The organism is Arthrobacter sp. LFS091, assembly GCF_047977885.1.
Classification (GTDB): domain Bacteria; phylum Actinomycetota; class Actinomycetes; order Actinomycetales; family Micrococcaceae; genus Arthrobacter.
The window spans coordinates 114,437-137,704 of the sequence record NZ_JBFPFP010000003.1 but is presented as its reverse complement, the minus strand read 5'-3'; the positions used below and the strand labels follow the sequence as shown (position 1 = coordinate 137,704).

The window sequence follows — 23,268 nt, the reverse complement described above, 5'->3', positions numbered from 1 at the left end:
TCGTTGAGTCGCCCGGACCACGAACGGCGCCGCGGCGCCGCGTGCCCCTCATGCGGGCACATACGCAGTCCACAGTCGTTGCACTGACTAGCGCCCGAACTTAGGGCCTTTTACGTCGGCGCCAGTCCTACCGAGCCGCTTTCAGCTTCGAACTTCACCGATACGTGGGGATTCAATAGCTAACTATCTTTTTCACCTGCCGAGACCGGAAATGCCTTTGATTGATGCCTTAGTGCCACGTCGCGGAGTCGCCTACGTTGCTTCCATCTACGCAGCCCCCGGCGACTCTGGTGCCCCTTGGACGACTCTTGGACATCATGCCCGGCCTTCCCGGCCGTGCACTTCTGCCCATCTATGGTCCCTTCGGAGCGCCCCTCACATTTGGTCTCAGTGCTGTCCGCCCCCACGGATCTTATAAGCGGGAAGCCCCTACATGCAGTGGTGTTGGTGACCCTTACAAGAGAAGCTGGTGCGAACAGAGGCAGCGGCTCGCCCCACTAAGGCTTGCGTGCCAGATCGACCCCTCCTAGGGGACATTGCCGAAGACTGCTCACCTGGCGTTGGAGCACCGTATTCGCTGCAGCCTTAACGGGCTTGGAGACTGGCCGATTCTCCTTGAAGACCTATCAGCAGCGGGGCCGACTCGGACAAACACGACCTAAACGAACACGAAATAGTCGACTAGTGCCAGCGTTTCACGTGAAACATGTCGAGCGGCCCCGGCAGAACGTATGGCCACCAAAAGGAATGCAGCGAGGTCCTAGGGAACCGATACTGGAATGGTGGGTCCATATAAGGGCTTCTGCATATCGAACGGGCCCTTTACGCAGAATCAAATTGGTAGAGGGCCGTTTCACGTGAAACAACTCGGATATTTGGCATTCCCACCCACTATCCAGCGCCGGGGACATACTGGCCACGCAGGGTGCGAGTAGTTTGAGATCAAGAGTACGAACGATCAGCGAGTAAAACGGAGACCAAAGAGAGATGAAAATATCGAAAAGTGGCCCACCGGCCTCCCGCGTCGATAAGCCGGGCCACGGCGGGAGGACAGAGAATGCTGTAATACCTACCAGACTCATCCAATCAGACTCGGTAGTGGGCCACATTGAGTTCCCGAACGCACGTCCGAGGGAATGGCTAAGTCGGAGGCCCAGACGCAGCGAGAGTAGCGCTCCCCAGGCCACTGTTTCACGTGAAACGCAGATCCGCCAAGGCCCAGGCGCACCCCACACAACAGACGCAACAGCTCCATATTCCAAGCAACAAAAATGGGGCCTCCTCTAGGAGCAGGCCCCATCACTTGGGTGACCCAGTGCTAATCCTCAGACCCAGGTCCCAGAACATCCATAATTCGGTTCAAATCTTCAACACTCGCAAATTCAATACTGACCCGACCCTTGCGAGCACCCAAAGTAATCTTCACGTTGGTGTCCAAACGATCCGAGAGCGACGAAGCCAGGTAATCCAAGCGTTCGTGGCGAGCATTTGGCTTGGGAATGGAATTCTTCGCTGGCGCGGCGGGGTCTTGATACAGTGCCACGGCTTCTTCCGTAGCACGGACCGACATCCCTTCAGCGACAATCTTCTGCGCCAGGCGCTCCATTGCTGCTGCATCAGGAAGGGACAGCAGGGCGCGTGCGTGGCCGGCAGAAAGAACACTGGCAGCGACACGTCGCTGGACCAACGGGGGCAGCTTCAGCAGACGAAGAGTGTTGGAGACCTGGGGACGGGACCGGCCAATGCGATCTGCCAACTGTTCATGGGTGGTACCGAAGTCTTCAAGGAGTTGCTGGTAGGCCGCCGCTTCTTCCAACGGGTTCAGTTGGCTGCGGTGCAGGTTTTCGAGGAGCGCATCGCGGAGAAGGTCGTCATCCGTGGTGTCACGAACGATTGCAGGAATAGTCTCCAGTCCAGCGGCCTGCACAGCCCGCCAACGACGCTCACCCATAACCAGTTCATACGGTTCTCCACCCTTTTCGGTTGAAGTCCGTACGACAATTGGCTGGAGGACGCCTATTTCCTTGACGGAGTGCACCAGCTCAGCCATGTCGTCCTCATCGAAGACGGATCTAGGCTGCTTGCGGTTTGGATGAATGTCTCCAACAGGAATTTCAGCGAAACGCGCACCGGGAACCTCTACCAGCTCAACGCTTGACGAGGCAGCAACTGAAGGCGCGTCCGCCGTCGAGCCTTCTTCAACCTCTACGGCATCGGAGGCAGCTGCGCGTTTCGTAGCCGGCTTGCTGGGCGAAGTCTTGGCTGACGACGAAGTCGCCTTAGCAGCGGGCTTCGCGGCGGGCTTTGTCCGTGCTGTGGCGGAAGACCTGGCGCCGGACGCTTTTGGCTCATCAACGGGTACGTCGGCGTGTGAGGTGGCAGCCTCAGGTTCTGCAGCTTTCCGTGCCTCCGGAAAGAACAGGTCCACTGGACGGGAAGCTGCGGCACCATTTCCCTGGGCAGCACCAGGCGCGCTGGGAATGAGAGCCCCAAGACCCCTGCCGAGGCCCCTTCGCTTTTCGCTCATTGATTCATCCCTCCGATGGATAGCCAAGCACGGTCCGGCTCAGGCTGTTGCAGTGTTTCAAAAATTCTAGCGTTCAGCGATTTCGGCGGCGGCTTCCATGTAAGACAACGCGCCGCTCGACGAAGGATCGTAGGTCATAACTGTCTGCTGATAACTCGGAGCCTCGGAGATGCGGACGGATCGGGGTACCACGGCACTGAGTACTTGATCGGGGAAGTGCTGTCTCACCTCAGAAGCTACCTGGGCGGCGAGGTTGGTGCGTCCGTCGTACATGGTCAACAGGATGGTGGACACAACGAGGTCGGCGTTCAGGTGCTTCTGGATCATTTCGATGTTCTTGAGCAACTGGCTCAAGCCCTCAAGTGCGTAGTACTCGCACTGGATCGGGATGAGTACTTCACTGGCAGCACAGAATGCATTGACTGTCAGCAGGCCGAGGCTTGGAGGGCAGTCGATAAAGATGAAGTCGAGGCGACCTTCACCGTTCTTTTCCCGTTCCTTGGCGTAAACATCGATGGCACGGCGGAGACGCTGTTCGCGAGCCACCAAAGAGACCAGCTCAATCTCGGCCCCGGCCAGGTGAATCGTGGCGGGGGCGCAGATGAGGTTGGGGATGTCCGGGCACGGGGCCACGACATCCTTGAGGGGCAGGTCATTGATCAGGACGTCATAGATGCTGTCGACGTCGGCATGGTGTTCAATGCCGAGTGCCGTAGAGGCGTTGCCCTGGGGGTCGATATCGATGACCAGGACATTGAGTCCTGCCGAGGCCAAGGCAGCTGCGATGTTGACTGTGGTTGTGGTCTTGCCAACGCCACCCTTTTGATTGGATACCGTGAAGATACGGGTTCCTTCGGGCTTAGGCAGTTCGCGTCCAATAAGACGCTCGCGCCGGCGCGTTTCATTGGCCAACTGGCGGGCAATGGGGCTGGAATCATCAATGGAATCCATGACGTTTCGCCCTCCATCTGTGACAGTTTCACGTGAAACGGCGTTCTCAACCGAATGAGGGCGCACTATTGCGGATTGAAGGGACGCAGAGGGTGTGGCCATTGCCCGCGCGGAACCCAAAGACATAAACGGCGGGATCCGCTGCGTGGAGGTTTCACTACTACCCACTGGTCACACTCTCACTCTCATTTGGCGCTTGCTGCCGTTCTCTAGCCTAACCGCTCGGCCGCCGACACGCGGGAAACAGGGCGGTAGCTACGCGCTCTTTCCCGGCTTGTTGACGATGATCCGCACCACGGTGGTGGGTTCCTCCAAAAGTTCCTGTCCACAAACCACAACGGACGTTTCCACGCCCCCGAGCTTGCGGATAACTTTCTTGGCCTTCTCTATCTCTTCGCCTGCGCTTCGGCCCTTAATGGCCACCACTTCACCACGGCCATTCAAGAGCGGAATGGTCAGCCCGGCAAGGTTGGTCAGTGCCGAGACTGCCCGTGCCGTTACAACGTCGGCGTCAACCAGGCCCACTGCCAGTTCAGCCCGGGTCCGCATGATGGTGACGTTGTCCAGCCCAAGGTCATCCACGACCTCCTGAAGCCAAATGACGCGGCGTTCCAAGGGCTCAATCAAGGTAAGTTCAAGATCCGGCCGCGCGATTGCCAGGCACAAGCCCGGAAGGCCCGCACCGGACCCTACGTCGGCAACGTGGCTGTCCATGGCGATGGCCGATTCGATGACCGCGCAGTTCAGGACGTGACGGCTCCACAAGCGAGGGATCTCGCGGGGACCGATCAACCCTCGTTCAGTACCGGATGTAGCCAGGTGTTCAACATAGCGCTTGGCAAGATCCAAGCGCTCCCCAAAGATCTTCTCTGCCGCTTCCTGTTCAGCTGCGGTGATATCAACCATGAGCTTCTAGTCAGCCGAGACGACGATGTGGCGGCCGGCGCCTTCGCCCTCGGATTCTGAAACCAGCCCGAGATCAGCGACGACGTCGTGGACAATCTTGCGTTCGTAGGCGCTCATGGGTTCCAGGGCGACCGTCCCGCCATCCGCCTTGACCTTGGCCACGGCATCCTCGGCAATCTGCTGGAGTACGCCTGCGCGCTCCTTGCGGTATCCGTTGATGTCCAGCACCAGGCGGGACCGGTTCTCGGTAGCGGACAGCACCGAAAGGCGTGCCAGCTCCTGCAATGCTTCGAGCACCTCGCCGTCGCGGCCTACGAGGCTGTCCAGGGCTGCGGACTCCTCGTCTGCACCGATGGAGATATAGGTGCGCCCGTTGCGTACCTCAATGTCGATGTCGCCGTCGATGTCGGCGATGTCCAGGAGCTCCTCGAGGTAGTCGGCAGCGATGTCGCCTTCCTCTTCCAAGCGGCTGGCCGTCTTGGACTGGGTTTCTTCCTGGGAGTCGTCCTGGTCTTCAGTTACGGCGCTGGTAACTTCTTCGGTGCTCTCGGCAGACATTACTTCTTCTTCCTGTTCTTACGTTGTGGCTGGACGCGCTGGGCACGGGCTTCGGCGGCTGCAACCGCCGCAGCTTCGGCCTCGGCAGCGGCGTCAGCGGCTGAAGTCTTCTTTCCACCCAACAGCGGCGGGAGGCCCTTCGCAGCACGGCGCTCCTCCAGCGCCTTTGCAGCGGGTGAACCCGGCGTAGGCATGCGGCGGATGACGAAGAACTGCTGGCCCATGGTCCAGAGGTTCGTGGTGGTCCAGTAAATAAGGACACCAATCGGGAAGTTAATGCCACCGATGCCGAACACGAGGGGCAGGATGTACAGCATCATCTTCTGCTGACGCATGAACGGGCTGGCCATGGCCTCTTCGGACATGTTCTTGGCCATGATCTGCTTCTGGGTGATGAACTGCGAGGCCGTCATGGCAACGATCATGATGATGCTCAGGACCACGACGGAGACGTTTCCCGCGCCACCGTGAAGCAGCGCGGAGGACAACGGGGCACCGAAGATGCTCGACTCATCGAACTCCACGACTTGCTGGGCACTCATGGCCCCAATACCGTTGCCGGCATTCTTCGCGTTGGAGATACCGGAAAGCACCTGGAACAGGGCGAAGAAGAACGGCATCTGGATCAGCATCGGCAAACATGCCGAGAACGGGTTGGTCCCGTGCTTCTTGTACATCGCCATCTGCTCCTGCGCCATGGCCTGGCGTGAGAGCTGGTCGGTTTTGCCCTTGTACTTCGCCTGCAGCTTCTTCAGATCCGGCTGCAGGAGCTGCATGCCGCGCTGGGCCTTGATCTGCTTGACGAACACAGGAATCAGGGCTGCACGGATCACCAGCACGAGGCCAATGATGGACAGAGTCCAGGTCCAGCCATTTGCGGCGGGCAGGCCAATGAAGCTCAGTCCCTCGTGGAAGCCGACCATGATGATCGACACCAGCCACTTGAACGGGAACATGATTGTCCCAAAGAAGTCATCCATTAGTTATCCCTATTCGTTAGGCCGCCGTGCGGCCTTCTTCATCAGCCCGAGCAGCCAGGAACTGGTCCGGGTTGTTCAGTACAACAATTGTGGGCGTCCGGCCTTCAGGCCAATGACGATGTCCAGCGGGGACATGGTCCACTCCGCCGGCGTTCCACGGGTGGCATTTGGCGAGCCTCTTGGCTGCGAGCCAGCTACCCTTCACAGCGCCGTGCACCGTGACTGCTTCCAAGGCATAAGCCGAGCAGGAGGGGAAGAACCGGCAAACCTGGCCGTACAGGGGCGAGACGACCTTGCGATACGCCTTCAGCAAAAGGATGAGGATATTCCGCGGCAGCTCCCACAGGAAGATACCCACCGCTGCGGGCAGGGTCCTGTTGGAGGGCACACTTGAGGAAGGAACGACGGCGGTGCTTATGTCATGCACGCGGTGTCCCTTCCGTAGTGGTGCCGTTGCCGTCCGGCGAAGCGTTGCGTGGATTGGAGCCACCCAGTCGCTTCGTCGTCACTGCCAATGCGGCGTTGTAGTCGGAGAGCAACTGCTCCCAGCTGGCAGATGCAGCTGCGGGCAGAGCCCGGACCACCACCGCCAGGCCAGTTCCATGCGTGTGCAAGGAAAGTGCGCCTGCTTCTCTCAGTCTCCTCTTAACGAGGTTCCTGGTCACGGCGTTCCCGACGGCTTTGGAGACAATGAAGCCGATTCGACTCGGCTCCCCGGCCCCGATAGAGGCCGTATATAACACTAAGTTCCGGCGTCCATTGCGGACGCCGGAACGTACAGTTGTTGAAAAGTCGGTAGACGTCCGCAGACGGTTAGGGGTGGCTAGCACCGTCGAATCCGCAAAAAGACCCTGACCGACAAGTCAGTTATTTACGCCGACAGTTCGACGCGGCCCTTGCCGCGACGGGCAGCCAGGATGGCGCGGCCGGCACGGGTGCGCATACGAAGGCGGAAGCCGTGCTTCTTGGCCCGACGGCGGTTATTCGGCTGAAAAGTCCGCTTGCTCACGTTAGTTACTCCAGTGGATCAAAGGTGCGCCCACCCGATCAAAAAAGGGGAAGAACTGGCCGACGCTAAGTTTTGTATGTGCCGCCGCCGTTGCCTCCCGCACGATGAACGTACGGAGTTACAACTGATCTCAAAAGCGGACACAAAGGACTTCACAACGTTAGGGCAAAAAGGGACCCACAGTCAAACCGGCAGCCTGCCGCACACGTATCCACAGCTGTGTCCAGACCCTGCTTGCAGCCTGTGGATGAAGTGGCTCACAAGCCGTATTCCGGAACCACAACGGTGTAATTATCCACAGGCAACTTCCCAGCTATCTTCTGGCGATTGCATCCCCTAGAGTGGCTCAGTAGCCCATTGTCCACCCGCTGTGCATAACTCTGTGGATTATCACCCGGAACAAGCAAGGCCGGAGACACTTCGGCTGCCAGCAACGCCGGCAAGCAAGTATTTAGGAACTGATTGATGACAGTAGACGAAGCCAACCACGCCAACACTGTCGGAAGTTCCTGGCGCAGGGTGCTGACCCTCCTGGAACAGGACGATCGGGTCACTCCCCGTCAGCGTGGTTTCGTCATCCTGGCCCAGGCACAAGGCCTCATAGGTTCGACCCTCCTGGTGGCAGTTCCCAACGAGCTCACCCGCGAAGTCCTGCAAACGCAGGTCAAGGATGCCCTCGACGATGCCCTGCGGAGCGTCTTTTCGGATGACATCCGCTGTGCAATCGACGTAGACACCGATCTGGTGCCGGTCCATGCAGAGCCGGAACCCGCCGTCGAGCTTTCCGCAGTACCGGACTTTGCAGAGCCGAAGCCCCAGCCGACTCCGCCGAGCACATCGCACGAGTTCGGCCGCCTGAACCCGAAATACATCTTCGACACGTTCGTGATCGGCTCCTCCAACCGCTTCGCCCATGCGGCCGCGGTTGCCGTCGCGGAAGCGCCGGCCAAGGCATACAACCCGCTCTTCATCTACGGTGACTCCGGACTGGGCAAGACCCACCTGTTGCACGCCATCGGGCACTATGCACGCCGTCTCTACAGTGGTATTCGCGTCCGCTACGTGAACTCCGAAGAGTTCACCAATGACTTCATCAACTCCATCCGCGACGACGAGGGCACCAGCTTCAAGACCACATACCGCAACGTCGACGTGCTCTTGATCGATGACATCCAGTTCCTGGCGGGCAAGGACCGGACGCAGGAAGAGTTCTTCCACACGTTCAACGCCCTGCACAACGCCAACAAGCAGGTGGTTATCACCTCCGACCAGCCACCCAAGATGCTTGCGGGATTCGAAGACCGCATGACAAGCCGTTTCGAGTGGGGCCTGCTGACGGACATCCAGCCACCGGAGCTCGAGACCCGGATCGCCATCCTCCGCAAAAAGGGACTCAGCGAGGGCCTGTCAGCGCCGGATGACGCGCTGGAGTACATCGCGTCGAAGATTTCCAGCAACATCCGCGAACTTGAAGGCGCCCTCATCCGCGTCACTGCGTTTGCGAGCCTCAACCGCCAGCCGGTTGACGTTGCCCTCGCCGAGATGGTCCTCAAAGACCTCATTACGGATGACGGCGCCCAGGAAATCACGGCGAAGCAAATCCTCGACCAGACGGCGGACTACTTCAAGCTCAGCATGGAAGAGCTTTGCAGCAAGTCCCGTACACGGACACTGGTGACAGCCCGGCAGATCGCCATGTACCTCTGCCGGGAGCTGACTGACATGTCCCTGCCCAAGATCGGCCAGGAGCTGGGCGGCCGCGACCACACCACAGTGATTCACGCGGACCGCAAGATCCGTGAACTGATGGCTGAGCGTCGTGTGATTTACAACCAGGTCACCGAACTGACCAACCGCATCAAGCAGCAGCAGCGCGACTCCTGAATCCACATCGCGACCGCCACTACATACCTTATTAACAGGTGCATGTGGATAAGCCTGTGGATACTTAAGGGGACAAGCGTGCTTAATGGGCTTAAAACCCTTAAGCCGCCTGTGGATCGTTAAAAACGGTCCTGGGAGTTGTCCCCATCCACACCCTGTTTAAAACCCAGTTAACGCACACTCCGTGAACAGGGCTTAACCGCGGAACTGCGCGGCGAGATGGGGTTATCCACAGTTTCCACAGCAGTTATTAACACTACGAATCCCAAAAAATTGAAATCCCTCAAATAACAATCTCGTTCTGCCACACTCCGAGCCCGGCCAACGGCCAGGCCGAGGCCAGCCTGCGGCTGTCCACATACGAGGGGTCCGGCCGATCGGGGATGGGTTAATCGCGGATCTTCCGGCTAAGCTGTCAGCAGCGCTCCCATCCTCGGGTCTGTTTGTAGTTCGCTCAGTGCGGACCATGCAGGTTCCGGTGCGGGAGTGCGGAGATTTAGCGGCTTCCAAGCAGGAATCCGCAGCTACTACATGGCAGCAGCAATGAAAGGCGGCACCCCTCCGTGAAGTTCAGAGTCGACCGCGACGTCCTGGCAGAAGCCGTTACGTGGACCGCGCGATCGTTGTCTCCGCGGCCGCCTGTTCCGGTGCTTTCCGGTCTCCTCCTCAAGGCCGAGGCGGGAACCGTAAGTCTGTCGAGCTTCGATTACGAGACGTCGGCGCGCCTGGAAATCCCGGCAGACATCGCTGTTGAGGGCACCATCCTGGTATCCGGGCGCTTGTTGGCTGACATTTGCCGAAGCCTTCCCTCCGCACCAGTCGAGGTCGAAACCGATGGCAGCAAAGTCACGCTGACCTGCCGCCGAAGCAGCTTCCACCTGGCCACCATGCCCGAATCCGAATACCCGGCCTTGCCGGCTTTGCCTGCAATCAGCGGCACCTTGCCTGGTGACGCTTTTGCGCAAGCCGTTTCGCAGGTCATCATCGCTGCGAGCAAGGACGACACCTTGCCGATCCTCACCGGCGTACGTATGGAGATCGAAGACGATCTGATCACGCTCCTAGCCACAGACCGTTACCGCCTCGCGATGCGCGAAGTTCCCTGGAAGCCTGTTACTCCGGGAATTTCCACCAGCGCACTGGTTAAGTCCAAAACCCTGAACGAGGTTGCCAAGACCCTCGGTGGCAGCGGCGACATCAACCTCGCCCTCGCGGACGATGACAGCCGCCTGATCGGCTTCGAAAGTGGAGGACGTACCACCACGTCACTCCTGGTGGACGGCGACTACCCCAAGATCCGTTCCCTGTTCCCGGACTCCACCCCTATCCACGCGACAGTCCAGACCCAGGAACTCGTCGAGGCCGTACGACGTGTATCGCTCGTTGCTGAACGGAACACTCCGGTCCGCCTCGCCTTCACCCAAGGTCTGCTGAACCTCGACGCCGGTACGGGCGAGGATGCGCAGGCTTCGGAAGAGCTCGAAGCCCAGCTTTCCGGCGAGGACATCACCGTTGCGTTCAACCCGCACTACCTGGTTGAGGGCCTCAGCGTTATCGAAACCAAGTACGTTCGCTTCTCGTTCACCACAGCTCCCAAGCCGGCCATGATTACTGCCCAGGCGGAAGCCGATGGGGAAGACCAGGACGACTACCGGTACCTCGTGATGCCGGTCCGCCTGCCCAACTAGCAGACGCCACGGACACATCAACCCTCATTCCCAGAAAAGAGTTCACACTGTGCACATCGGACTGATCGGCCTCGGAAAAATGGGTTTCAACATGCGGGAACGCATGCGGAACGGCGGCATCGAAGTCACGGGTTTCGACCGCAATCCGGACATCACGGATGTTACTTCCGTAGATGAACTCATCGCGGCTTTGCCCACCCCCCGGCTGGTGTGGGTGATGGTCCCGTCAGGTGCCATCACGGATGCTGTGGTCACAGAGCTTGGTGAAAAGCTCAGCCCCGGTGACATGGTGATTGACGGCGGAAACTCACGTTTCACCGATGACCAGAAGCACGCCGCGGCACTCGCTGAAAAGAACATCCGTTTTGCGGACTGCGGTGTTTCCGGTGGCGTGTGGGGCCTGCAGAACGGCTACGGCCTCATGGCCGGCGGTGCGGACGAAGACATTGAACTGGCCATGCCTGTTTTTGATGCCCTCCGCCCTGAAGGCGAACGCGCCGACAGCTTCGTCCACGTCGGCGGTGTTGGGGCAGGTCATTACGCCAAAATGGTCCACAACGGCATCGAATACGGCCTCATGCAGGCATACGCCGAGGGCTACGAATTGCTCGCGGCCAAGGACATTGTGAAGGACCTCCCAGGTACCTTCCGTGCATGGCAGAAGGGAACGGTTGTCCGGTCCTGGCTGCTGGACCTCATGGTCAAAGCCCTTGACGAAGATCCAGGCCTGGCCTCGATCGACGATTACGTTGAGGATTCGGGAGAGGGACGCTGGACCGTGGAAGAGGCAATCGCCAACGCGGTACCGGCCCCGGCAATTACCGCAGCGTTGTTTGCCCGGTTCGCTTCCCGCGAGGACAACTCTCCGGCCATGAAAATGGTCTCCGCCCTGCGTCATCAGTTCGGTGGACACGCCACCCGTCCGGCCAGCTAGGCCGCAGGAGTCCTGCGAACGGCGTGTACCTCGAACATCTTTCACTGACGGATTTCCGCAGTTATGCACAGGTTGACCTGAAGCTTGGCCCAGGTGTGACCGTGCTGGTGGGTTCCAACGGGATCGGCAAGACCAACCTGATGGAGGCCATCGGGTACCTTGCCACGCTGAGCTCGCACCGTGTGAGCACCGACGGCCCGCTGCTCCGCTTTGGCACCGAGCGCGCCATGGTCCGGGCGCGGCTTGTCAGTGGCGAGCAGTCGACTGTCATTGAGCTGGAAATCAATGCCGGCCGCGCGAACCGAGGCCGTATCAACCGCAGTAACCCAGTGCGGGCGCGGGACATCCTGGGCATCTGCCAAACAGTGCTTTTCGCTCCGGAAGACCTGGCTCTGGTGAAGGGGGACCCTTCGAACCGTCGCCGATTCCTTGATGAGCTGTTGGTAAGCCTGGTTCCGCGGCATGCCGCCACACGAAGCGATTACGATCGTGTCCTTAAGCAGCGCAACGCGCTCCTGAAGTCTGCGCGCACAGGTAAGTTCACTGCGGGCCATGAAGCAACCCTCGACGTTTGGGACCAGCACATGGCGCGGGCAGGTGCTGAACTCCTGCACGCCCGCCTTGAGCTCGTGGAGCGGCTGCGTCCGCACCTCAACAATGCCTACGCACAGCTGACCGATGGTTCCAAGGAAGCCGGCGCCATCTACCGTTCCACGCTCCAGGACATCCTGGATGACGACGGCGGTCCGGCGGATCGCGCAACGGAACCGTCGTCGTCGGCGGAGGACCTCCGGGTACTGTCCGTGGACGATCTCACCGAACGGTACATCCAGGCCTTCGCTGCGTCGCGGAAGAAGGAACTGGAACGGGGGATCTCCTTGGTGGGGCCGCACCGGGACGAGCTGGAACTCGTTTTGGGTCAAGCGCCCGCAAAGGGCTACGCCTCCCATGGCGAGACCTGGTCCATGTGCCTTTCACTGCGGCTTGCTTCCTACTACGTCATGCTGGACGACTCCCGTACGGGAGGGACCGCGCCGATCCTTATCCTGGACGACGTCTTTGCCGAACTTGATGTTCAACGCCGGCGTAAACTGGCAGCAATAGTTGCCGGCGCCGAGCAGGTGCTGGTGACGGCCGCCGTCGACGCCGATATCCCTGAGGAGCTGGCCGGACGGCGCGTTACCGTTGTTCCGGGAGGCATCGATGGCGAAGGATAGCGGCGACGGACTCCAACCCGGCCGGGATCCCGATGAAATTGACGCGGCCCAGGCTGCCCTGAACCGCATGCGCGAGGCTGCAGCCGCGCGGGGCGAAGTAAGGCAACGCGCTCCCCGCCCCGGATCAGCCCCCCAACGCAAAGGCCTCCGCAATACCAGGGGTTTCACCCAATTCCATGGCAGCGGCCGGGATCCTTTGGGCCTGGGCAAGGTTGTTGGGCGCTTGGTGGCTGAGCGGGGATGGACGTCACCGGTTGCCGTAGGGTCCGTGATGGCTGAATGGGAAACCTTGGTTGGTCCGGACATCTCGTCCCACTGCACTCCGGAGAGCTTCACGGACACGACGCTCCACGTCCGCTGCGACTCCACGGCATGGGCCACCCAACTGCGGTTGCTCAGTTCCAGCCTGCTCGAGATGTTACGGAATGAACTCGGCGAAGGCGTAGTAACGAGCATTCAGGTTTTGGGTCCGTCGGCTCCAAGTTGGCGAAAAGGCGGGCGAAGTGTCAACGGGCGGGGCCCCAGGGACACTTACGGCTGAAAGGCGTGCAGGGCGATTCAACGCCCCTGGGCCGTATGGACCCCCATCGGGACCACCGCAGGGCCATTGAAGATAGGGCCAGCGGCCTCCCACGGGCATATTCAGCTCTCGGCTGCCCCCGTATTTGCAAGGATTCGAGCGTATCCACGATAGAATTGGCGTAGATCACTGAGCGCCGGTGAAACGTCGTCCAGGTCCTGAATCCACTCTTGTGGTCTCAGGGACCCCTTCGTCGGAGTAGTCGGCGCAATCAGTCACGTGCCCGTTGACGGCCTCGGTTCGCCGTGGACAACACCGGGAACGGCCGACATCGAGTACAGAGGAGTCGAAAGCGCCTGTGGCTAACGACAATGCAGAGACCTTGGCAGTAGAGCCCGAAGAGGAGACTGTTCCCACGCCTGACACGCCCGCCGAGGCGCCCAGGGAGTACGGTGCCAGCGATATCACCGTGCTGGAGGGCCTTGAAGCCGTGCGCAAACGCCCGGGTATGTATATCGGTTCCACCGGTCCCCGGGGTTTGCACCACCTTGTTTACGAAGTGGTGGACAACTCCGTCGATGAAGCCCTGGCCGGCTACTGCAGCCACATCGAAGTTACTCTTCGCGCGGATGGTGGCGTCCGGGTAGTGGACGACGGCCGCGGTATCCCCGTGGACATCCACCCTACCGAAGGCAAGCCGACAGTCGAAGTCGTCATGACCATCCTGCACGCCGGTGGCAAGTTCGGTGGCGGCGGATACGCGGTCTCCGGCGGCCTTCACGGTGTGGGCATCTCCGTGGTCAACGCTTTGTCGCGTCGTGTGGACACGGAAGTCCGCCGCCAGGGCCACGTTTGGCGGATGACCTTCGCAGACGGCGGTAAGCCACAGGGCGAACTCGTCCAAGGCGAGGCTACGGAAGAGACCGGTACTTCCCAGACGTTCTACCCCGATGGCACCATCTTCGAGTCCACTGAGTTCGACTTCGAGACGCTGCGCGCCCGGTTCCAGCAGATGGCCTTCCTTAACAAGGGCCTGAAAATCACGCTGACCGACGAACGCCCCGTCACGCGGGACGGTGACGACGACCTTGACCTTGACGCCGTGGCGACCGAGGGTGAAGTCAGCGCCGAGCACCGCACGGTGGTGTACCAGTACCCTGACGGCCTGCTGGACTACGTGAAGCACCTGAACTCGAACAAAAAGGTTGAAATCGTCCACGAGGACGTCATCGCCTTCGAAACTGAAGACACTGAGCGGCACATCGCCGTTGAAGTTGCCATGCAGTGGACAACCGCCTACTCGGAAAGTGTCCACACCTACGCCAACACCATCAATACCCACGAGGGCGGAACCCACGAAGAGGGTTTCCGCGCTGCGATGACCTCGCTGATCAACCGCTATGCGCGGGAGAAGAGCATCATCAAGGAAAAGGATGACAACCTCACCGGTGACGACATCCGCGAAGGCCTGACGGCCGTTATTTCCGTCAAGCTTTCCGAGCCACAGTTCGAAGGCCAGACCAAGACCAAACTGGGTAATTCCGAGGTCAAGGGATTCGTCCAGCGCGTGGTCACCGACCAGTTGGGTGACTGGTTGGAGCGGAACCCCGGCCCCGCCCGCGACGTGATCCGCAAAGCCATCTCGGCTGCCCAAGCACGTATGGCAGCACGCAAGGCCCGCGATAACGCCCGCCGGAAGAGCCCGCTGGAATCGTTTGGCATGCCGGGTAAGTTGTCAGACTGCTCCTCCAAGGATCCTTCGCGTTGTGAGGTCTACCTCGTGGAGGGTGACTCGGCCGGTGGTTCGGCCAAGCGTGGCCGCAACCCGGAAACCCAAGCCATCCTGCCTCTGCGCGGCAAGATCCTGAATGTGGAGCGCGCCCGGCTGGACAAGGCCTTGGGGAACGCCGAAGTCCAGTCCATGATCACGGCTTTCGGTACGGGCATTGGCGAGGACTTCGACATCGCCAAGCTCCGCTATCACAAGATCGTCCTGATGGCCGATGCCGACGTTGACGGCCAGCACATCACCACCCTCTTGATGACGCTGCTGTTCCGCTACATGCGTCCCCTCATCGAGAACGGTTACGTCTACCTGGCCCAGCCGCCGTTGTACAGGATCAAGTGGTCCAACGCTGCTCACGACTACGTTTACAGCGATCGTGAACGTGATGAGACCATCCGCAAGGGCGCTGCCATGAACAAGCGGCTGCCCAAGGACAACGGCATCCAGCGCTACAAGGGTTTGGGCGAGATGGACTACACGGAGCTGTGGGACACCACCATGGATCCCGAGCGCCGCACGCTTTTGCAGGTCACCATGGACGACGCGCTGGCCGCTGACCAGACCTTCTCCGTCCTGATGGGCGAGGACGTGGAGTCGCGGCGAAACTTCATCCAGCAGAACGCCAAGGACGTCAGGTTCCTCGATATCTAACGGCCCACCGGCCACTTAGATATTCCAGAACCGACATATACCTGAAACGGAAACTTAGATTATGAGTGACGAAACTCCCGAAGTCCCGGCCTCGAACGACGCCGAGGATGTAGTTCTTGAGGGTGATGTGCTGACTGACCGCGTCGAACAGGTGGACCTGCAGACGGAAATGCAGCGGTCCTACCTGGACTACGCAATGGCCGTGATTGTCGGCCGTGCCCTCCCGGACGTCCGGGACGGGCTCAAGCCGGTTCACCGCCGCGTCCTGTACGCAATGTTCGACGGCGGCTACCGCCCGGACCGCTCTTTCAACAAGTGCGCCCGCGTGGTCGGCGATGTCATGGGTACCTATCACCCGCACGGTGACATGGCGATCTACGACGCCTTGGTCCGCCTCATCCAGGACTGGACCATGCGCTACCCGCTGGCGCTTGGCCAGGGCAACTTCGGTTCCCCCGGTAACGATGGAGCAGCTGCGCCGCGTTACACCGAAACCAAAATGGCCCAGCTGGCCATGGAAATGGTCCGGGATATCGACGAGGAAACCGTCGACTTCCAGGACAACTACGACGGCAAGAACCAGGAACCCACCATCCTGCCGGCCAGGTTCCCCAACCTGCTGGTCAACGGCTCCTCAGGCATCGCCGTCGGTATGGCCACCAACATTCCGCCGCATAACCTCCGCGAAGTTGCCGAAGGTGTCCAGTGGGCGCTGGACAACCCCACGGCCACCCGGGAAGAGCTCCTTGAAGCGCTGTTGCTCCGTATCAAGGGACCCGATTTCCCTACGGGTGCCACGATCCTCGGCCACAAGGGCATCGAAGACGCCTACCGTACCGGCCGCGGCTCCATCACCATGCGCGCAGTGGTTAACGTCGAGGAACTCCAGGGCCGCACCTGCCTGGTAGTCACAGAGCTTCCCTACCAGGCAAACCCGGACAACCTGGCCATCAAGATTGCCGAACTGGTCAAGGACGGCAAGATCCAGGGCATCGCGGACCTCCGCGATGAAACCTCTGGACGCACGGGCCAGCGCCTGGTGATCGTGCTGAAGCGCGATGCCGTCGCCAAGGTGGTCCTGAATAACCTGTACAAGCACACGCAGCTGCAGGACAACTTCTCGGCGAACATGCTTGCCATTGTCGACGGCGTTCCGCGCACCTTGAGCCTGGATGCATTCATCCGGCACTGGGTTGCGCACCAGATGGACGTCATCGCGCGTCGCACCAGGTACCGCCTGCGCAAGGCCGAGGAAGAAGCACACATTCTGCGTGCACTCCTGAAGGCACTGGACATGTTGGACGAGGTCATCGCCCTCATTCGCGCGTCCAACACCACGGAGGCTGCCCGCGAGGGACTCATGGAGCTTCTGGAGATCGACGAGCTCCAGGCCCGGGCCATCCTGGACATGCAGTTGCGCCGTTTGGCTGCCTTGGAACGCCAGAAGATCCAGGACCGCCATTCCGAGCTCGAGGCGATGATCCAGGAATACAACTCGATCCTGGCTTCCGAGGAACGCCAGCGGCAGATCATCAGCGAGGAACTCGCCGAGATCGTGGCCAAGCACGGCGACGACCGCCGCACCCACATCCTGATGGGCTTCGACGGTGACATGTCCATGGAGGACCTGATCCCCGAAGAGGAAATGGTCGTCACGATTACCCGCGGCGGATACGTCAAGCGGACCCGCAGCGACAACTACCGTTCGCAGCAACGCGGCGGCAAGGGAATCAAGGGCGCGCAGCTGCGCGGGGACGACGTCGTGGAGCACTTCTTTGTGACCACCACGCACCACTGGCTGTTGTTCTTCACCAACCTGGGACGGGTCTACCGTGCCAAGGCCTACGAGCTGGCGGAAGCCGGCCGGGATGCCAAGGGCCAGCACGTTGCCAACCTCCTTGCCTTCCAGCCGGACGAGCACATCGCGCAGGTCCTGGATCTGCGCGACTACCAGCAAGCGCCGTACCTGGTTCTTGCAACCAAGAACGGCCTGGTCAAGAAGACAAGGCTGGAGGACTACGACACCAACCGCACGGCCGGCGTCATCGCCATCAACCTGCGTGACGAAGACGAACTCGTTTCCGCCCAGCTGGTGAGCGAAACCGACGACCTCCTCCTCGTGTCACGCAAGGGCCAGTCGATCCGCTTCACGGCAACAGATGACGCTCTGCGCCCCATGGGCCGTGCAACGTCGGGTGTGACCGGTATGAAGTTCCGTGAAGACGACGAGCTCTTGGCTGCTGACGTGGTCCAGGATGGTTCATTCGTATTTGTGGTGACGGAGGGCGGCTACGCCAAGAGGACCGCCGTCGACGAATACAGGCTTCAGGGCCGCGGCGGCCTGGGCATCAAGGTGGCCAAGCTTGCAGAAGACCGTGGCGACCTCGTAGGTGCCTTGATCGTGCAGGAAGAAGACGAAGTTCTGGTGGTCATGGAGGGCGGCAAGGTAGTCCGCTCTGCCGTCACCGGAGTCCCTGCAAAGGGTCGCGACACCATGGGCGTCATTTTTGCCAAACCTGACAAGAATGACCGCATCATCGAAGTGGCACGCAACAGCGAACGTGGTTTGGAAGTCGAAGAATCTGAGGACGGACTCGACCATGACGTAACGTTGGCTGAAGACGACGGCGCCGTTGAGGCAACCGTCACGCCCGAAACGGAAAACGACGCAGACCCGGAAACCGATACGGGCGCGGAGCTGAACGAAGACAATACCGGAGGTAACGAGTGAGTAATTCCGACTCATATCCCAAGCCGAGCACAGGTGTCCCCGGCGGACTCCGGCAGCCCTCGGGCAGCGCGCAGGCAGGAACCCCTGCACGGCCACAGCAGCGTCCAGGCGCCGCAGCCGGCGAAACGGGGGCACGCCCTGCAGGCGGCGCCAACTCAGCCCAGCGGCCCGCTGGAGCTCCCGGCCAGCGCCCTGCACAGCCGGGCCAGCGTCCCGCAGGAGCAGGCGGGCAGCGACCCGCAGGTGCTCCCGGACAGCGGCCCGCACAGGCTGGACAGCGTCCGGCAGCAGCAGGCGGCCAGCGCCCCGCCCAGGGCGGACCCGGTTTGGTGAAGCCCGCGCCCAAGGCCAAGGTTCGCCGCGCACGGTTGCTTGTCAGCAAGGTCGACCCCTGGTCGGTCCTGAAGATGGCATTCCTTTTGTCGGTCGCACTGGGCATTGTCACAGTGGTGGCCGCGATCGTGCTTTGGACCGTCCTGGACCTGACTGGCATCTTCAACCAGGTGGATAGCCTCCTGGGTACCCTGGCCGGTTCTGAAGGCAGCGGATTCGAATTGAAGAAGATCGCTTCCCTGGGACAGGTGGCTTCCTTCGCCACCATCATTGCTGTGGTGAACGTGGTCCTGCTGACCGCCCTCTCCATGCTCTCCGCCGTGCTGTATAACATTTCGGCAACGTTGGTTGGTGGCGTCGGCGTCACCTTGACCGACGACTAGCAAAAAACCGCGGAAATACGCTGAAAAAGGCTGAAATCCGTGGTGGGAAAGCCTCGATTTGAGATCGGGCCGGGATGTGCTGTACAGTCATATCTCGGCCCGATGAGGCATCGGGGCGTATAGCTCAGGCGGTTAGAGCGCTTCGCTGATAACGAAGAGGTCCCAGGTTCAAGTCCTGGTACGCCCACGGAACCAAAAGTGGTTCAGGTAAAACTGAACTGGAATGAGGTACTTGTGAAGAAGTTGCTTGTTGTACTGGCAGCAGCGGTCGCAGGTGTTCTGGCCTATAAAAAGGCGCAGGAATCCGAAGCCCGGAAGAATGTCTGGAGCCAGTCGACCGATAAGGTCGATTAGCCGAAGAGCCCGGTTTGGACTGGTAATTGACAGTCAAAAATTAGGGTATGATAGACGGGTTGCTTCTTATGGGGGCATGGCGCAATTGGTAGCGCACCTGCTTTGCAAGCAGGGGGTTCGGGGTTCGAGTCCCCGTGCCTCCACCATAAGAAAAGTCCCGGTCAGAAATGACCGGGACTTTTGCATTTAACCTCGTTGCTTTCCCGACCGGGAACATAGCGGGGGCAGTATTCGCTCCACAACGGACAGGGCGTCCCTCGGGTGAGTCGCCGTCACACTAAGGTTGATCCGTGACCCTTCTCATCGCCGCCCTCGGGGTACTGGGAGTCGCCTCCTCCGGCCCGCTGATGGCCGGCACCTTGGGGGCCACCTCCGTGACCGCTCTGGCCATCGCTTTTTGGCGCAACGCAATCGGGGCTTTGGTCATGGCCACTCCTGTGGTTGTCCGCGAGCCCAAGGCTTTCGGGAAGATCACACGCAGGGAGCTTGGCTGGTCCGTGACGGCCGCTGTCGCTCTGGCCTTCCACTTCGCCTGCTTCATCACGGCCCTGCAACTGACGTCCGTTGCGGCGGCTACGGCCTTGGTATGCCTGCAATCGGCGTGGATCGCCGTTTTCCAGTTGTTCCGCGGCACCAGGCACCGTTGGCCGGTGCTGCTGGGCCTGGGGATTGCGTTTGGCGGGGTGGTGGCCATTACCGGGTTCGATATGGGTTCCTCGCCCGAGGCGCTGCTGGGCGACCTCCTGGCGCTTGCTGGCGGTGCGCTGGCGGGGCTCTACACGCTGGCGGGCGGGAAAGCCCGCCAGTCGATGGGTATTGGCACCTACACCACCCTCTGCTATGGCATCTGCGCGGCGATCGTTGCGGTGCTGGCTACCTTCAACGGCCAGGCCCTTGTAGGGTTCGACGCCGGAGGCTGGCTGGGGATTATTGCCATCACCGTCTGCGCGCAGCTGGTGGGACATACAGCCTTCAACCACCTGCTGGCCACGATGAGTCCGTTGCTGGTGTCGATGATTATCCTGTTGGAGATTCCGGGTGCGGCGATCCTCGCAGCAGTCTTCCTGAATGAAACGCTGCCGGCCGGCACATACGCGGGATTGGCCCTGATTCTTGTTGGACTGGCAGTGGTGGTGGCCGGTCAGCGCCGTGGACGGCCCGAAGCAGACCGGCGCGAAGCTGAGCTGGGAACCGACTAGCCTCCCGGCGTCGTGCGTTAAATCCCGCCGCGCCGAACGCCCTGGGCGGAGTTGGCAGTGTGGATGGCGCGCAACAGCTTGGCCGGGAAGTATACGGAAAAGAACACCACCATGGGTGCTTTCAGGGCCATCTTTTTCACATTGTGGGCTTTGTACGTGCGATCAAACCGCTGGACGTAGTAGCGATAGTCGCGCGGCGAGTCCTCAAGCCGGCGTGCGGACATGCCGGAGACCATCTGCGGCAGGTACTGCACTTTGAGGTCGTGATCGAAAAGATGCAGCGACAGATCGATGTCCTCGTGCATCTCGTCCTTGGGATCCAGGCAAGCCTCATCGCGGATGGTTTCCCATGCGGAGCGGCGAAGGGCCATGTTTGAACCGAAGAGGAAATGGTACTGGTGCTTGGCCAGCCGCAACATGAGTTGGCGCATCTTGTCGTCGGCTTTGAGTCCGAAGCGCCGCATGGGCATGTCGTAGTAGACCACGGGGCCGGTCGCGGCGGCGACGGTCGGATCCGTGAATGCCTTCTGGACCTGCTCAACCCAGTCGGGTTCGAGGACGGAGTCGGCGTCGATCCGTCCCACTACTTCTCCGGTGGCGTGATTAAGGCCAAAGTTCCGGGTGGGAATGAGTCCCTGCGAGGCAGACTGCTGGAGAAGGATGATGGGGCTTTCCGGGTACTCCTGCTGCATCTGCCGCACGATCCTGGCCGTTCGATCCGTGGACAGATTGTCGACGACGATGATTTCGGCTGCCGGGACTGATTGATAAATGGCCGCAATGAGGCACTGGCGAATAACGCTTTCCTCGTTATACGCCGGGATGACAATGGATACGTCCGGCGGCTCCGGAGCATCCTTGAGGGAACCCGCAACGGGTCTATCGGCTGACATCCCTCCAAATCTAACACCCACGGCAGGTGCACCGAAGGAGGCTTTGGTGACATGCGGGGAAACACTAAGGGGACCCCGGCATTGGCCGGGATCCCCTTAGAGAGGGTAAGAACAGCTTGAGTTAGCTGTGGGTGCCCTTGCTTTCGGAGTCCGAAGCATCGGTGTCCTTGTGCAGGCTCGCAGCGATGTTCTTGACCGCAGTCTTGGCGTCGGTTGCGACCTTGGCGCCGGCGTCCCCAACATTCTCGAGGGCGTCCTTGGTGGCCTGCTCAGCCTCGGCAGTGGCGTCCTCGGAGTTGGTTTCCGGGGCCTTGGCCTCGCTCGCGGTGGATGCGGTGGCCGAAGCTGCGGCGTCAGCGGGAACAGGGGAAGGAGTCACCGGTGACGGCGTCTTCCACGGATCCTCGACAGGCTTGGAAGCCTTCCAGGCAGCCACGCCTGCAGCCACAGCGGCTGCGATGACGGTGACGATCAACCAGCCACGCTTCTTGGGCTTTGGTTCCTTGCCAAGCTTGGTGCTGACGGCCTTACCGGCTTCGTCCGCGACAGCCTTGATCTGCTTGCCAGTGGCTTGGGCCTGCTCCTGCACGCTGTGGACAACTCCGGAGTCCACGAGCTTCTGCGCTACTGCATCAACCTGCGCCGGGGCGTTCTCGAGGGCGTGGTGGACAGCAACAGACGCTTGACCGAGCTGCTCGGACAACTTGGGGAGGTATTCATCCACCACTTTGTCCCGGGCCTGGCCCAGGACAGGGGTTGCCTTGTTGAGGGCTTCCTGAATCCTGGGAGTGGCATCTTCCACTGCGTCATGGATCTTCGGTGCCAACTGAGCGAGGCCGTCCTGGAGCCGGGGCGTTACGACAGCAACCCCGTCTGCGGCCTTGTGTGCAGCAGTCTTCAGCCCCTCCTGGATCCTGGGGGAAGCGGTATCAATGCCGTGCTGGATGCGAGGAACAGCCCAATTCACGGCAGCCTCCACGCGGGGTGCGGCCCAGTCGCGGGCGTTTTCCACACCGTCCGCTACGGATTGTTCGATGTCGCGGGCAATACGGTCTGATTTCTTCACAACTACCTCCCGATACACATGCTGGTTTGTTGCTAGCCTACGTCGCTTGGGGAACACCGGCTATTCATCTGCCCGATTAGGCACGGATTTCACCGAGCGCGGAACCGGCTTTACAACTCCAAAGGCGTTGACCCTGCATGGAAGAATGGGGCCATGACCATCGCAACCGCAAAAGCAACGATCCACACGACCCTCGGCGATATCAAGGTTGACCTCTTCGGCAACCACGCGCCCAAGACGGTCGCCAACTTCATTGGCTTGGCCACGGGCGAAAAGTCCTGGAACCACCCGGAAACGGGCGAGGACAAGACCGGCACGCCGCTGTACAACGGCACGATTTTCCACCGCATCATCAAGGACTTCATGATCCAGGGTGGCGATCCCCTGGGCCGCGGCGTCGGCGGACCGGGCTACCAGTTCGACGATGAAATCCACCCGGAACTGACCTTCAACGCCCCGTACAAGCTGGCCATGGCCAACGCCGGTATCCAGATGGGCAAGGGCACCAACGGGTCACAGTTCTTCATCACCACCGTTAACACCGACTGGCTGTTCGGCAAGCACAGCATCTTCGGCGAGGTGACGGACGAAGAATCCCGCAAGGTTGTGGACTCCATCGAAGCCGTCCGTACGGGCATGGGCGACCGCCCCGTTGAGGACGTCGTCATCAACAGCATCGATATCGAACAGCTCTAGCC

The 23,268-nt window shown here is 60.6% G+C and carries 21 protein-coding genes and 2 tRNA genes; 13 read left to right on the top strand and 10 right to left on the bottom strand.

Annotation, left to right across the window (positions count from 1 at the left end):
• Nucleotides 1-1,318: 1,318 nt before the first annotated feature.
• The 8 genes from ACNQOP_RS06270 to rpmH all read right to left on the bottom strand — a co-directional run bounded on the left by ACNQOP_RS06270 (nt 1,319) and on the right by rpmH (nt 6,931).
• The gene (locus tag ACNQOP_RS06270; RefSeq protein ID WP_284987133.1) at nt 1,319-2,527 is read right to left on the bottom strand and encodes a ParB/RepB/Spo0J family partition protein; all 1,209 of its coding nucleotides are present in this window, start codon (nt 2,525-2,527) and stop codon (nt 1,319-1,321) included.
• 66 nt (nt 2,528-2,593) lie between these two features.
• On the bottom strand, nt 2,594-3,646 hold the full coding sequence (locus ACNQOP_RS06265) for a ParA family protein (RefSeq protein ID WP_257369969.1): 1,053 nt from the start codon (nt 3,644-3,646) through the stop codon (nt 2,594-2,596).
• Between the two features lie 87 nt (nt 3,647-3,733).
• A complete protein-coding gene (gene rsmG, locus ACNQOP_RS06260) occupies nt 3,734-4,384 on the bottom strand; it encodes a 16S rRNA (guanine(527)-N(7))-methyltransferase RsmG (protein WP_257369970.1) in 651 nt (216 codons plus the stop codon).
• Nucleotides 4,385-4,390: 6 nt separating this feature from the next.
• Nucleotides 4,391-4,942 carry a protein jag gene (locus ACNQOP_RS06255; protein WP_211710332.1) on the bottom strand — a complete coding sequence of 184 codons (552 nt, stop codon included), beginning with the start codon at nt 4,940-4,942 and terminating at the stop codon, nt 4,391-4,393.
• Nucleotides 4,942-5,922: a membrane protein insertase YidC gene (gene yidC / locus ACNQOP_RS06250; protein WP_257369971.1), complete on the bottom strand. Its 981-nt coding sequence runs from the start codon at nt 5,920-5,922 to the stop codon at nt 4,942-4,944. The genes ACNQOP_RS06255 and yidC overlap by 1 nt, the downstream gene beginning before the upstream one ends.
• Before the next feature lie 16 nt (nt 5,923-5,938).
• Nucleotides 5,939-6,349 (bottom strand): membrane protein insertion efficiency factor YidD, encoded by a 411-nt coding sequence (yidD, locus tag ACNQOP_RS06245; RefSeq protein WP_416403685.1) that lies wholly within the window; start codon nt 6,347-6,349, stop codon nt 5,939-5,941.
• The gene (gene rnpA / locus ACNQOP_RS06240) at nt 6,342-6,752 is read right to left on the bottom strand and encodes a ribonuclease P protein component (RefSeq protein ID WP_257369972.1); all 411 of its coding nucleotides are present in this window, start codon (nt 6,750-6,752) and stop codon (nt 6,342-6,344) included. Before rnpA ends, yidD begins: the two co-directional genes overlap by 8 nt.
• A 41-nt stretch (nt 6,753-6,793) precedes the next feature.
• On the bottom strand, nt 6,794-6,931 hold the full coding sequence (gene rpmH, locus ACNQOP_RS06235) for a 50S ribosomal protein L34 (protein WP_011776797.1): 138 nt from the start codon (nt 6,929-6,931) through the stop codon (nt 6,794-6,796).
• 465 nt (nt 6,932-7,396) lie between these two features.
• On the opposite strand from rpmH, the gene dnaA reads away from it, so the two are divergent.
• From dnaA to ACNQOP_RS06175, 12 genes are all read left to right on the top strand, one after another.
• Nucleotides 7,397-8,815 carry a chromosomal replication initiator protein DnaA gene (dnaA, locus tag ACNQOP_RS06230; RefSeq protein ID WP_211710336.1) on the top strand — a complete coding sequence of 473 codons (1,419 nt, stop codon included), beginning with the start codon at nt 7,397-7,399 and terminating at the stop codon, nt 8,813-8,815.
• 563 nt (nt 8,816-9,378) lie between these two features.
• Nucleotides 9,379-10,503, top strand: a complete 1,125-nt coding sequence (gene dnaN / locus ACNQOP_RS06225; RefSeq protein WP_011772783.1) for a DNA polymerase III subunit beta — start codon at nt 9,379-9,381, stop codon at nt 10,501-10,503.
• A gap of 16 nt (nt 10,504-10,519) precedes the next feature.
• The gene (gnd, locus tag ACNQOP_RS06220) at nt 10,520-11,437 is read left to right on the top strand and encodes a phosphogluconate dehydrogenase (NAD(+)-dependent, decarboxylating) (RefSeq protein WP_416404073.1); all 918 of its coding nucleotides are present in this window, start codon (nt 10,520-10,522) and stop codon (nt 11,435-11,437) included.
• A 23-nt stretch (nt 11,438-11,460) separates the two neighbouring features.
• Nucleotides 11,461-12,654 (top strand): DNA replication/repair protein RecF, encoded by a 1,194-nt coding sequence (gene recF, locus ACNQOP_RS06215; protein ID WP_416403684.1) that lies wholly within the window; start codon nt 11,461-11,463, stop codon nt 12,652-12,654.
• Nucleotides 12,641-13,195, top strand: a complete 555-nt coding sequence (locus ACNQOP_RS06210) for a DUF721 domain-containing protein (RefSeq protein ID WP_416403683.1) — start codon at nt 12,641-12,643, stop codon at nt 13,193-13,195. Before recF ends, ACNQOP_RS06210 begins: the two co-directional genes overlap by 14 nt.
• Before the next feature lie 337 nt (nt 13,196-13,532).
• A complete protein-coding gene (gyrB, locus tag ACNQOP_RS06205) occupies nt 13,533-15,611 on the top strand; it encodes a DNA topoisomerase (ATP-hydrolyzing) subunit B (protein WP_257369975.1) in 2,079 nt (692 codons plus the stop codon).
• 61 nt (nt 15,612-15,672) lie between these two features.
• Entirely contained in the window at nt 15,673-18,342 is a 2,670-nt protein-coding gene (gene gyrA, locus ACNQOP_RS06200) for a DNA gyrase subunit A (protein WP_416403682.1), read from the top strand.
• Nucleotides 18,339-19,058, top strand: coding sequence for a DUF3566 domain-containing protein (locus tag ACNQOP_RS06195; protein ID WP_257369977.1), 720 nt, complete (start codon nt 18,339-18,341; stop codon nt 19,056-19,058). The genes gyrA and ACNQOP_RS06195 overlap by 4 nt, the downstream gene beginning before the upstream one ends.
• Nucleotides 19,059-19,171: 113 nt before the next feature.
• Nucleotides 19,172-19,245 (top strand) — tRNA-Ile (locus tag ACNQOP_RS06190).
• An 11-nt stretch (nt 19,246-19,256) separates the two neighbouring features.
• Nucleotides 19,257-19,412, top strand: a complete 156-nt coding sequence (locus ACNQOP_RS06185; protein ID WP_235518101.1) for a DLW-39 family protein — start codon at nt 19,257-19,259, stop codon at nt 19,410-19,412.
• A 70-nt stretch (nt 19,413-19,482) separates the two neighbouring features.
• Nucleotides 19,483-19,558: transfer RNA gene (locus ACNQOP_RS06180), tRNA-Ala, on the top strand.
• Between the two features lie 144 nt (nt 19,559-19,702).
• Nucleotides 19,703-20,611, top strand: coding sequence for a DMT family transporter (locus tag ACNQOP_RS06175; RefSeq protein ID WP_284987144.1), 909 nt, complete (start codon nt 19,703-19,705; stop codon nt 20,609-20,611).
• A 17-nt stretch (nt 20,612-20,628) separates the two neighbouring features.
• Here the strand turns inward: ACNQOP_RS06175 and ACNQOP_RS06170 are convergent, their stop codons facing one another.
• Together ACNQOP_RS06170 and ACNQOP_RS06165 are read right to left on the bottom strand one after the other, a co-directional pair.
• The gene (locus ACNQOP_RS06170; RefSeq protein ID WP_235518098.1) at nt 20,629-21,504 is read right to left on the bottom strand and encodes a glycosyltransferase; all 876 of its coding nucleotides are present in this window, start codon (nt 21,502-21,504) and stop codon (nt 20,629-20,631) included.
• A 121-nt stretch (nt 21,505-21,625) separates the two neighbouring features.
• Nucleotides 21,626-22,570: a hypothetical protein gene (locus ACNQOP_RS06165; RefSeq protein ID WP_416403681.1), complete on the bottom strand. Its 945-nt coding sequence runs from the start codon at nt 22,568-22,570 to the stop codon at nt 21,626-21,628.
• Between the two features lie 153 nt (nt 22,571-22,723).
• Here ACNQOP_RS06165 and ACNQOP_RS06160 point away from each other — a divergent pair, with 153 nt between their 5' ends.
• Nucleotides 22,724-23,266, top strand: coding sequence for a peptidylprolyl isomerase (locus tag ACNQOP_RS06160; RefSeq protein ID WP_257369980.1), 543 nt, complete (start codon nt 22,724-22,726; stop codon nt 23,264-23,266).
• Nucleotides 23,267-23,268: the final 2 nt, after the last annotated feature.

Excerpts from the sequence above, each read along its gene's own strand:
- ACNQOP_RS06160 (WP_257369980.1), top strand. The coding sequence starts at position 22,724 with ATGACCATCGCAACCGCAAAAGCAACGATCCACACGACCCTCGGCGAT.
- rsmG (WP_257369970.1), bottom strand. The coding sequence starts at position 4,384 with ATGGTTGATATCACCGCAGCTGAACAGGAAGCGGCAGAGAAGATCTTT.
- ACNQOP_RS06170 (WP_235518098.1), bottom strand. The coding sequence starts at position 21,504 with ATGTCAGCCGATAGACCCGTTGCGGGTTCCCTCAAGGATGCTCCGGAG.
- gyrA (WP_416403682.1), top strand. The coding sequence starts at position 15,673 with ATGAGTGACGAAACTCCCGAAGTCCCGGCCTCGAACGACGCCGAGGAT.
- yidC (WP_257369971.1), bottom strand. The coding sequence starts at position 5,922 with ATGGATGACTTCTTTGGGACAATCATGTTCCCGTTCAAGTGGCTGGTG.
- dnaA (WP_211710336.1), top strand. The coding sequence starts at position 7,397 with ATGACAGTAGACGAAGCCAACCACGCCAACACTGTCGGAAGTTCCTGG.
- ACNQOP_RS06255 (WP_211710332.1), bottom strand. The coding sequence starts at position 4,942 with ATGTCTGCCGAGAGCACCGAAGAAGTTACCAGCGCCGTAACTGAAGAC.
- ACNQOP_RS06210 (WP_416403683.1), top strand. The coding sequence starts at position 12,641 with ATGGCGAAGGATAGCGGCGACGGACTCCAACCCGGCCGGGATCCCGAT.
- ACNQOP_RS06270 (WP_284987133.1), bottom strand. The coding sequence starts at position 2,527 with ATGAGCGAAAAGCGAAGGGGCCTCGGCAGGGGTCTTGGGGCTCTCATT.